Annotated in this window: 9 protein-coding genes and 2 pseudogenes; 4 read left to right on the top strand and 7 right to left on the bottom strand. The window is 63.6% G+C overall.

The window, feature by feature from the left end:
• Together GU927_RS20255 and GU927_RS20250 are read left to right on the top strand one after the other, a co-directional pair.
• Positions 1-146: pseudogene (locus GU927_RS20255) on the top strand (adenylate kinase); the annotation flags it as partial.
• A 119-nt stretch (positions 147-265) separates the two neighbouring features.
• A complete protein-coding gene (locus GU927_RS20250) occupies positions 266-2,137 on the top strand; it encodes an MFS transporter (RefSeq protein ID WP_217765746.1) in 1,872 nt (623 codons plus the stop codon).
• A 114-nt stretch (positions 2,138-2,251) separates the two neighbouring features.
• Here the strand turns inward: GU927_RS20250 and GU927_RS20245 are convergent, their stop codons facing one another.
• Positions 2,252-2,536 carry a hypothetical protein gene (locus GU927_RS20245; protein WP_161764217.1) on the bottom strand — a complete coding sequence of 95 codons (285 nt, stop codon included), beginning with the start codon at positions 2,534-2,536 and terminating at the stop codon, positions 2,252-2,254.
• A 226-nt stretch (positions 2,537-2,762) separates the two neighbouring features.
• On the opposite strand from GU927_RS20245, the gene GU927_RS20240 reads away from it, so the two are divergent.
• Positions 2,763-3,497: a GntR family transcriptional regulator gene (locus GU927_RS20240; RefSeq protein ID WP_161764216.1), complete on the top strand. Its 735-nt coding sequence runs from the start codon at positions 2,763-2,765 to the stop codon at positions 3,495-3,497.
• Between the two features lie 122 nt (positions 3,498-3,619).
• On the top strand, positions 3,620-4,447 hold the full coding sequence (locus GU927_RS20235) for an MBL fold metallo-hydrolase (protein WP_161764215.1): 828 nt from the start codon (positions 3,620-3,622) through the stop codon (positions 4,445-4,447).
• Between the two features lie 190 nt (positions 4,448-4,637).
• On the opposite strand, the gene phoB is transcribed toward GU927_RS20235, so the two are convergent.
• The 6 genes and pseudogenes from phoB to GU927_RS20205 all read right to left on the bottom strand — a co-directional run.
• Positions 4,638-5,324, bottom strand: coding sequence for a phosphate regulon transcriptional regulator PhoB (gene phoB, locus GU927_RS20230; protein ID WP_161764218.1), 687 nt, complete (start codon positions 5,322-5,324; stop codon positions 4,638-4,640).
• A 16-nt stretch (positions 5,325-5,340) separates the two neighbouring features.
• Complete coding sequence (gene phoU / locus GU927_RS20225; protein WP_161764214.1) at positions 5,341-6,057, bottom strand: phosphate signaling complex protein PhoU; 717 nt, start codon at positions 6,055-6,057, stop codon at positions 5,341-5,343.
• 10 nt (positions 6,058-6,067) lie between these two features.
• A complete protein-coding gene (gene pstB / locus GU927_RS20220) occupies positions 6,068-6,865 on the bottom strand; it encodes a phosphate ABC transporter ATP-binding protein PstB (RefSeq protein WP_161764213.1) in 798 nt (265 codons plus the stop codon).
• Positions 6,866-6,879: 14 nt separating this feature from the next.
• On the bottom strand, positions 6,880-8,238 hold the full coding sequence (pstA, locus tag GU927_RS20215; RefSeq protein ID WP_161764212.1) for a phosphate ABC transporter permease PstA: 1,359 nt from the start codon (positions 8,236-8,238) through the stop codon (positions 6,880-6,882).
• Positions 8,235-9,695 (bottom strand): phosphate ABC transporter permease subunit PstC, encoded by a 1,461-nt coding sequence (gene pstC, locus GU927_RS20210; protein ID WP_161764211.1) that lies wholly within the window; start codon positions 9,693-9,695, stop codon positions 8,235-8,237. Before pstC ends, pstA begins: the two co-directional genes overlap by 4 nt.
• A 67-nt stretch (positions 9,696-9,762) precedes the next feature.
• A pseudogene (locus GU927_RS20205) lies at positions 9,763-9,895 on the bottom strand (phosphonate ABC transporter substrate-binding protein); the annotation flags it as partial.

Here is a 9,895-nt window from a genome sequence, read left to right as displayed (position 1 = left end):
AGAGGCTGAAGGCCTATCACGCCCAGACGGCCCCGCTGATCGCCTATTACGAGGGCAGGGGCGTGCTCCAACGGATCGACGCGATGGGCAACATCGCAGACATCCAGAGCGCGCTCGCCGCAATCGTCCGGTCGGTGACAGCCTGAACCAGAGCCGTGCCCGGGCGATGCCCGGACAGGCAGGAAGGGAGGCGGAGCGCAGCCGGAAGGCGCGCCCGCGACTGTGGGACGGCCCCGGCAGGGCCGGCAACAAGGAGGAAGCCTGAATGGCATCTGTTGACATGAACGTCAGGGACCGGTCGCGTCCCATGACGGCGGAAGAGAGGAAGGTCATCCTTGCCTCTTCTGCCGGTACCATCTTCGAATGGTACGACTTCTATCTTTACGGCTCGCTCGCCGCGATCATCGGCGCGCAGTATTTCACCGCCTTCCCCGAAGCGACGCGCAACGTCTTTGCGCTGCTCGCCTTTGCGGCGGGGTTCATCGTGCGTCCGTTCGGCGCGCTGGTCTTCGGGATGCTGGGTGACCTGATCGGGCGGAAGTACACCTTCCTGATGACGATCCTGATCATGGGTCTGTCGACCTTCCTCGTCGGTCTGCTGCCGGGCTATTCGTCCTGGGGTGCGGCTGCGCCCGTCATCCTGATCGCGCTGCGCATGGCGCAGGGCCTGGCTCTGGGCGGGGAATATGGCGGTGCGGCGGTCTATGTGGCCGAGCATGCGCCCGCCAACCAGCGCGGCTATTTCACGGCCTTCATCCAGACCACGGCGACGCTGGGGCTGCTGCTGTCGCTTGTCGTCATCCTGTCGGTACAGGGCTATGTGAACGGCAACTGGGAACCGACGCCGGTTCTGGACGCGGCCGGTGCGGCGGTGATGAATGCCGACGGGACGCCGAAGATGATCAAGGCCTTCGACCTTTGGGGCTGGCGCATTCCGTTCCTCGGGTCGATCTTCCTGCTGCTCATCTCGCTCTACATCCGTTTGCAGATGAATGAATCCCCGGCCTTCAAGAAGATGAAGGAAGAGGGTGCGGCATCGAAGGCTCCGCTGCGCGAGGCCTTTGGCACCTGGAAGAACGGCAAGTTCGCCATCATCGCGCTGTTCGGCCTTGTCGCCGGTCAAGCCGTGGTGTGGTACTCGGGCCAGTTCTACGCGCTGTTCTTCATGCAGAACGTGATCAAGGTCGACAGCTTCACCGCCAACGTTCTTGTGGCGTGGTCGCTGATCCTTGGCACCGGCGGCTTTCTGTTCTTTGGCGCGCTGTCGGACCGGATCGGGCGCAAGCCGATCATCCTTGCGGGCTGCCTGATCGCGGCGCTGACCTACAAGTTCGTGTTCCCGCTGCTGACGCAGATCGCGAACCCGGCCCTGTATGCGGCGCACCAGACCCCGGTCACGGTGACGGCGAGCGAGGCCGACTGCTCGTTCCAGTTCAACCCGACGGGCACGGTGAAGTTCACCAACTCCTGCGACGTGGCGAAGTCGACGCTGGCGCGGACTTCGGTCAACTACACCACCAACTTCGATGCGAATGCTGCGGTGGCGCAGGTCGCCATCGGCGAGACGGTTGTCGCCGCCTATGACGCGGCTGCCAATTCGGCCAAGGTTGCGGAACTGACCGCTGCGCTGGAAACCGCGAAGGCGGGGACGGATCAGGCGGCCATCGACGCGGCGCAGGCGGCGCTGGATGCCGAGAAAGGCGTTCCGGCTGCCTTTACCAAGCAGGTGAACGACGCGCTGACGGCGGCGGGCTATCCGCTGTCGGCAGATGCGAACGAGACGGTGGCGAAGGCCCAGCACTTCTTCGACATCTTCACCGGCCAGAAGCTGGCGGTCGTGGCGATCCTGACCTACCTCATCCTCCTTGTGACGATGGTGTACGGCCCGATCGCGGCGATGCTGGTGGAACTGTTCCCGACACGCATCCGCTATTCCGGTCTGTCGCTGCCCTATCACATCGGCAACGGCTGGTTCGGTGGTCTGATGCCCGCGACCGCCTTCGCGATCTCGGCCCAGACGGGCAACGTCTATGGCGGTCTGTGGTACCCGATCGTCATCGCCGCGGCGACGGTGGTGATCGGGGCCCTGTTCGTTCCGGGCGGCACCCACAAGAAGGACATCTTCGCCGACAAGTGACCGGCGTGATGCGGACAGGCCGGGTGAAAAGCCCGGCCTGTTTTCTTTTTCAGCGGGCCGTGCGCTGCATCCTGCTGGGCGCGCAGGCGTCGGCGCGCGATCGGAGCCGTCGGGTCAGCGACGGGCGCGATCCCAGACGGTCCAGCCGAGAAGGACGAGTCCCAGAAGGAGGATGTTGGCCACGATGCCCGCAAGGATGGCGGGGATCATGCCGCCTGCGGCATCGGCAAGGCCCGTGCCGGTGGTTAGGGGAAGCAGGGCCGCGATGAAGACCACACCCGCCGCGAGCGGAACGGAAAGCCCCATCGTGGCGCGCGTCCGCCGGGCGGTGAGGACGAGGAAGAAGATCAGACCGGCGCGGAACGGGTCCAGCAGCATGGATACAACGGTTTCGATCATCTGGCGCAAGCCCCCTGCCCTTGGCACGGCGCGAGGTTTCCACAAAGCACGGACAGGGGCAAGCCGTCGGGGCCCGCGGCGCGGCGGGCAAGTTCCGTGCCAGCTGTCGGGGGTGTTGCCGGTCTGCCTGGTGCGGGCGTGGCATCGCTGGGGCGCGGCGCGGTGTGCTGGACAAGGGTTGCGGGGGCACCCTAGACTTTGCGCCAGTCCGGGAGCGAGTGACGCGATGAGTTTCGCCGTTGATGATGCGACAGAGACGCTGCGCCGACGGGTTCTGAACGGAGAATTCCCGCCGGGGGCGAAATTGCGCGAGGTGGCCGTGGCCGAGGAGTTGGGTGTGTCGCGCACCATCGCCCGTCTGGCCATGAGCGGTCTGGAACACGAAGGATTGCTGACCCGCGAACCCAATCGCGGATGCAGGGTCAACTATTTCTCGATCCAGCAGATCGTCGAGGCGATCGAGGTGCGGGGCGAGCTTGAGGCGATGGCGGCGCGGCAGGCGTCGGAGCGGGGGTTGGACAGGGCGATGGCGGACCGGCTTTCGGCCATCGTGGCGCGCGAGGAGGCGCTTTTGCAGAACGGCGTGCAGGGGGCGGAAGCGCGCGCCGAGTGGGTCGCGCTGAATGTCCGGTTCCATGAGGCGATGATCGAGGCGTCGGGCAACTGGGCGGTGCGGGTTGCGATCCGGCAGATGTGGCGGTTGCCTCTCGTCTCTCCGGATGCGTTCATCTTCGAGCCGAAGGATGCCGCGAAAAGCCGTCTGCAGTTGCTGGCAGCGCATGAGGACCATGTCGAGATCCTGCATGCCGTGCAGGCGCGGCAGGGACACAGGGCCGAGGCGCGGATGCGCGAGCATGCCTGCGCCAGTGCGCGCAACAAGCGGTCGAACCTTGCCGATCCCGAGGCGCAGGCCCTGACGCGCGGGCTTCCGGGCGGGGCACTGGTGCGCGCCGACCTGTAGGCGTGCAACCGGCACGGGGGCCGCGGCGTTTTGCGATGTGGCCGGGGTGCGCGGTGGCTTGCCGGTCGGGTGCGGGGGGGGGGCATGGACGCGCCGGAAACTGGACGGGAAAGGACGGACACATGGCACTGACCGATACCTGTGCCGCCTTCGGCATGACCGCGCTGACCGACAGCCGGCTGGTCTTTGACGAGGGCATCTTCACGGGGGCGGAGGCGGGGCATGTCGGCACCCTGCTGCGCGCGGCCGGAAAGACCGAGGTCCAGACGCATTGCAACGCCTTCCTGCTGCGCTCGGGCGACGCTGTCCTGCTGGTGGATACGGGGACGGGCGGGCTGTTCGGCCCGTCTTCGGGGCGGCTGATGGCAGCCCTTGCCGAGGCAAGTGTCGCGCCGGAGGAGGTGACGCATCTGTTCCTGACCCATCTGCATCCCGATCATGTGGCTGGCGCCGTCACCCCGTCCGGCGCGGCGGTCTTTCCGGCGGCGGAGTTCCTGCTGACCGCGGAAGAACGCGCCTTCTGGATGGAGGAGTCACATTTTTCGGGCGCGGATGAGGCGCTGCGGGGATGGCAAAGGCTGGCGACCACCGCGCTGGCAGCTTATGGCGACCGGTTGCGGCTGGTACGGGGCGACGAGACGATCCTGCCAGGGATCAGCGTCCTGTCCCTGCCGGGCCATACACCCGGCCATGCCGGTCTGCGGATCGAGGCCGGGGGACGTGACCTGCTGCACATGGGCGATGTCGTGCATGTGCAGGACGTTCAACTGTCCGACCCGTCGCTGGGTGTCATCTTCGACGTGGACGCCGCCGCTGCACGCGCAACGCGGCTGCGCACGCTCGAGATGCTGGCGCAGGACGGCTCTGCGGTGACCGGGGCGCATCTGCTGGACCCCAAGTTCGGGCGGATCGAGCGGTACGGCCCGGGATACCGGTTTCAGGGGTTGTGAGGCGGGGGATGGGCGAGAACGGACATGGCCGCCCGGTGGGGCGGCTTTTGGCTGAGGAAATGAAAGGGGAAATTCTGGTTGCGGGGGCAGTCAACCGCCGTCATTTGCCCAGATGGCGTACCAAGATTTGAAGACAAACGTAGCGACGAGGAGAAATCGGATAACCCCCTAAGGTTCTCATAACCAGACACTACCCCAAAGCATACCCCGATCCGCGCACGGTGCGGATAGGGTCATAATGACCGTGAGCGCATAGGGTCTTACGCAGGCGTCCAACATGGACGTCGACGGTGCGTGTGTCGACGTATATGTCGCGGCCCCAGACACGGTCCAGCAGCTGGTCGCGCGACCAGACCCGTCCTGGCTTTTCCATGAACGCCGTGAGGAGCCGGAATTCGGTGGGGCCGAGCCGGAGAACCTTGTCGCCGCGGTAGACGCGATGGCTTTCGGCATCGAGGCGGATGTCGTCGAACTGCAATACCATTCCGACCGTCGACGGGCGAACGCGCCGGATCTGTGCGCGCGCACGTGCCATAAGTTCCACCATCGAATATGGTTTGATCACGTAATCATCCGCGCCAGTTTCCAGTCCACGGACACGATCCACCTCATCGGCGCGTGCCGACAGGATGATGATCGGAATCGCGCGCGTCTCGGGCCGCATCTTCAGGCGACGGCAAACCTCGATTCCCGAAACCTTCGGCATCATCCAGTCGAGGATGATCATGTCGGGATGATCCTCGTCAACCAGCAGCAGGGCATCTTCCCCATTGTCGGCCTGGATGACGTCGAAACCTTCGGCCTCAAGATTGTATGCCAGTACCTCACGCTGTGCGAACTCGTCCTCTACAAGAAGTACCTTGGGCTGCTGCACCATCGGACGTTCGTTCATTTCATTCCTCCGTGGAACGGGAGGTCGTGGCCGTCGCATCGGCCTTCGGGCGCTCTTCTTCTGGTACCTCGCCCGTCACCAGAAAGATCACCTGCTCGGCCACGCTGGTGGCATGGTCGCCCACACGTTCAATGTTCTTCGCGATGAAATGCAGATGCATGGCAGGCGAGATGGCGCGCGGGTCTTCCAGCATGTGGGTCAGAAGCTCTCGGAACAGGGAGTTGTACATCTGGTCAATGTCCCGATCCCGGTCACGGATGTCAGCCGCCAGCACCTTGTCACGGCCGATGAAGGCGTCGAGAGAATCCTTCAGGCGCAGCACAGCAGTCTTTGCCATCCGGCAGACCGATCCGGTCGTTCCACCGAGCGGCGACATATGGGCAAGGATTAACGAACGTTTGGCCAGATTCTTGGCGTAATCCCCGCAACGTTCCAGCGCCGCGGCAACGCGCATAACGGTCAGAACAATCCGCAGGTCAGAGGCCGTCGGGGCCCGCAGCGCCAGAAGCCGCGCGCATTCGGAATGGATCTGCTGTTCCAGCGCATCGATGGCCTTATCCCCGTCGCGGACCTTCAGGGCCAGCCCCTCGTCCCGCATTTCAAGGGCCTCGGCGGCATCCAGAATCGCGCTTTCCACCAGCCCACCCATCCGCATGAGCAATGCCTGCACAGCTTCGAGATCGCGGTCGAACGACGAAATGATATGGGGTTGGGTCATGTCTCGCTCCTCAGCCGATCCGGCCGGTGATGTAGGCCTCGGTGCGGGGGTCCCGGGGGTTGGTGAAGATCTGTCCCGTTTCCCCGTATTCGACGAGATTTCCGAGGTGGAAGAACGCGGTCCGTTGGGAAACCCGCGCCGCCTGCTGCATGGAATGGGTCACGATCACTACCGTGAAATGGGCGCGAAGCTCGTCGATCAATTCCTCGACCTGCGCTGTGGCGATGGGATCAAGGGCGGAACAGGGTTCGTCCATCAGCAGGACTTCGGGGCTTGTCGCAATGGCCCTTGCGATGCACAGGCGCTGCTGCTGGCCGCCGGACAGACCGGTGCCGGGTGCGGCAAGGCGGTCCTTCACCTCGTTCCAGAGAGCGGCCTTCTTGAGTGCTGTCTCCACGATCTCGTCAAGTTCCGCCTTGGTGCGGGCGAGACCGTGGATTTTCGGGCCATAGGCAACGTTGTCGTAAATGGATTTGGGAAACGGGTTCGGCTTCTGGAAGACCATGCCGACCTTGGCGCGCAGTTGCACCGGGTCGACGCGGGGATCGTAGATATCCTGCCCGTCCATGGTCATCTTCCCCATCACCCGGGCCGAGGCAACGGTATCGTTCATGCGGTTCAGGCAACGCAGAAAGGTGGACTTGCCACAGCCCGACGGGCCGATGAACGCCGTCACGGTGCGGTCGAGGATCGCCACATCCACATCCTTCAACGCGTGCTTGTCACCATACCAGACCTGTACGCCCCTGGCGTCCATCTTGCTGCGGGTTTCGCTCACGTCTCTCTCCACCACTGTCATCACGTTCATTGTTTTGGCTATCCCTACCAGCGGCGTTCAAAGCGGCGGCGCAGCAGGATCGCCGCGACGTTCATGACAAGCAGGAAGGCGAGCAGCACGATGATCGCCCCCGAGGATCGTTCGATGAATGCCGGGTCGGAGCGCGACGCCCAGCTGTAGACCTGCACGGGCAATGCGGTGGCAGGGTCCATGATCCCGCCATCCAGCGGGCCCGACGGATAGGTCGTCACGAAGGCCACCATGCCGATCAGCAACAGAGGCGCGGTCTCGCCCAGCGCCGAGGCAAGGCCAAGGATCGTGCCCGTCATGATCCCCGGCATGGCCAGCGGCAGGACATGGTGGAAGACGATCTGCATCTTCGACGCGCCGATCCCCAGCGCAGCATCTCGGATCGACGGAGGCACAGCCCTGATTGCCGCACGTGTGGCTATGATGATCGTCGGCAACGTCATGAGAGAGATCACAAGTGCCCCCACAAGGCTGGACGATTGCGGCAAACCCATGAAGTTGATGAAGATCGACAGACCGAGGATACCGAACACGATCGAAGGCACGGCGGCGAGGTTCGATATGTTCACTTCGATCAAGTCGGTGAGCCAGTTCTTAGGCGCGAATTCCTCGAGGTAGATCGATGCCGCAACCCCTACTGGAACAGTGAAGATTGCCACCAGCACCATCATGTAGACTGACCCGATGATCGCCACACCCAACCCCGCGGATTCGGGGCGCAGATCAGAGGCGTCGGGGTCGGTCAGAAATCCAGAATTGAAGCCAAGAGATAGTATACCCGCCTGCAAAAGCCGATCTGCAAGGTCGAGCTGGGCGGGCGTGACCAGGCTGTCACGCTCTGCGCTGGCCCGCGTCACCCTGCCCTTCAGATACCCGTCAATCCGCCCCGTGGCATAGGCGTTAACCGTTATGGTCTGGCCCACGATCGCCGGATCGGACAGCACCTGTTTGCGAAGGCGCCCCGCCGCATCGCGCGAGATCATCTCGCCCGCTTCCTTCTCCGTCACATCGCCAAGCGGAACACCCGACGTCTCGATATGGGCAAGAAAGGCCTGCGCCAGAAGGCGCTGGTAGCCAACTGTCGTGACTTTCGCCATCGCCGCAGGATCGCGCGCGCCCTCCTTGTCCACGATTGCCGCGTCTACCACGAGCGGGAATGTCAGCCGCGCCTGATAGAAGGCCTGCGAGCCATCGCGCAAAATCGTGAAGATCATGACGAACAAAGTTGCGAGGCTCAGCCCGATGGCGGCAACTCCATAGACCTTGAGTCGCCATTCACGCGCTTTGCGACGGCGGAGACTGGTACTGCCGGACAGCAGCGGATGCTGGTCCGCCCGAGGACCGGTCGGCGTGGTTGCCGTGTCTTGGGTCATTCATACTGCTCCCGGTATTTCCGCACGATCCAGACGGCGAGGACGTTGAGCGAAAGCGTGATCACGAAAAGCGAGATCCCCAGCGCAAAGGCGACCAGCGTCTCTGGCGAGTTGAACTCTGTGTCACCGGTCAACTGGCTGACGATCTTCACCGTGATGGTCGTCATCGCCTCGAACGGGTTGAGGTCCAGCTTTGCCGCAGCTCCCGCTCCCATCGTCACGATCATCGTCTCGCCAATGGCGCGGCTGGCGGCCATGAGCACGGCCCCAACCACACCCGGAAGGGCAGCAGGAAGTACCACTTGCGAAATCGTTTCCGCCTTGGTCGCACCAAGCCCCGCCGACCCGTCACGAAGGCTTTGCGGTACGGCGGAGATGATGTCGTCTGCAAGGGACGAGATGAAGGGTATATTCAGAATGCCGATCACGATGCCTGCCGTCATGACGGAAGACCCGGAATTGCCCAGTCCGAAGGGCATGGCAAACCAGTCGCGCAGGGCGGGGCCGACCGTGACCAGTGCGAACAGGCCGAAGACCACCGTGGGGATCCCCGCGATGACCTCGATCAGGGGCTTCACGACGCTGCGCACCCGCCTGTCGGCAAACTCCGCAAGGTAGATCGCGGCGAACAGACCCACGGGAACCGCGACCAGCATCGAAATCGCGCTGATATAGAGCGTGCCCCAGAGCAGGGGCAGGAACCCCAGCTCCGAACTGCCCTGAAAGGCGGGCGACCACGTCAAGCCTAGAAAGAAATCCCCGATCGGGAACATGGAAAAGAAGCGAAAGCTTTCCGACAACATCGACAACACGATCCCCACTGTGGTGAGAATCGCGATCAGGGACGCCAGCATCAACAGCGAAAGCATCACCCTTTCGACCCGATTGCGGGCGCGGAAGTCGGGGTTGGTCCAACGATAGGCCAGAAAAACGCACAGGACCGCCACGGTCAGAACCAGGACGCTGCGGACAGTGCCTGCCATAGAAGCAGCCGCACGATATTGCTGAGCGGCGGCCAAGGTCTCTGGCAGTACCTCTGCCCCCAGCGCCACACCCGACGCCTCGAGCTGCTCGCGAACGTTACCGTCAGTGGTATTCAATTCTTCGGCTGCGTCTGGCGTCATAGTCCCTTTCGCAACGGCCGCATCCAGACCCGCCGCGATCCGGCGCACATCTGCAAAAAGCAGCGTGCGCACCGAGGTATCTTCGACCATTGCTTCCGGGAACATGCCGGCCAGGCGGCTCTCGATCACAAGCGGTTGGGCGATCTGCCACAATGTCATCAGGGCCAGCGCAGGAACGAAAGCCATGAGCGCGCCGTGCCAACCATAATAGGCAGGCAGGGAATGAAGCCTGCGTGTGTCGCCCTGTGCCATTATCAGAACGCGCCGACGGCAAAGAACGAAGCCGGCTACTGCAAGCAAGCAGAGAAGGGAAACAGTCAATAGGACCGACATGCTGCGTCCAGTGCCCCAGAAAGAAGGAAGGGCGGCACAATCTGCGCCGCCCATTTGACCGACGGGTTTATTCCAGCGGCCCCATGACCACCTCGTTCGCGACCGCGTCCTGCGTCGCGGCAAGCTCGGGGTCGGACACCAGACCATAGGCCGCCAGCGGGCCATCGGGACCGGCCATGTCGTCGGACACGAAGAATTCG

Source organism: Paragemmobacter amnigenus (assembly GCF_009908265.2).
Taxonomy (GTDB): Bacteria; Pseudomonadota; Alphaproteobacteria; order Rhodobacterales; family Rhodobacteraceae; genus Paragemmobacter; species Paragemmobacter amnigenus.
This window is presented reverse-complemented; position numbering and strand designations above follow the sequence as displayed.

Coding starts and splice junctions, on each gene's coding strand:
- GU927_RS20250 (WP_217765746.1), top strand. CDS start 266: ATGGCATCTGTTGACATGAACGTCAGGGACCGGTCGCGTCCCATGACG.
- GU927_RS20245 (WP_161764217.1), bottom strand. CDS start 2,536: ATGATCGAAACCGTTGTATCCATGCTGCTGGACCCGTTCCGCGCCGGT.
- GU927_RS20240 (WP_161764216.1), top strand. CDS start 2,763: ATGAGTTTCGCCGTTGATGATGCGACAGAGACGCTGCGCCGACGGGTT.
- GU927_RS20235 (WP_161764215.1), top strand. CDS start 3,620: ATGGCACTGACCGATACCTGTGCCGCCTTCGGCATGACCGCGCTGACC.
- phoB (WP_161764218.1), bottom strand. CDS start 5,324: ATGGTGCAGCAGCCCAAGGTACTTCTTGTAGAGGACGAGTTCGCACAG.
- phoU (WP_161764214.1), bottom strand. CDS start 6,057: ATGACCCAACCCCATATCATTTCGTCGTTCGACCGCGATCTCGAAGCT.
- pstB (WP_161764213.1), bottom strand. CDS start 6,865: ATGAACGTGATGACAGTGGTGGAGAGAGACGTGAGCGAAACCCGCAGC.
- pstA (WP_161764212.1), bottom strand. CDS start 8,238: ATGACCCAAGACACGGCAACCACGCCGACCGGTCCTCGGGCGGACCAG.
- pstC (WP_161764211.1), bottom strand. CDS start 9,695: ATGTCGGTCCTATTGACTGTTTCCCTTCTCTGCTTGCTTGCAGTAGCC.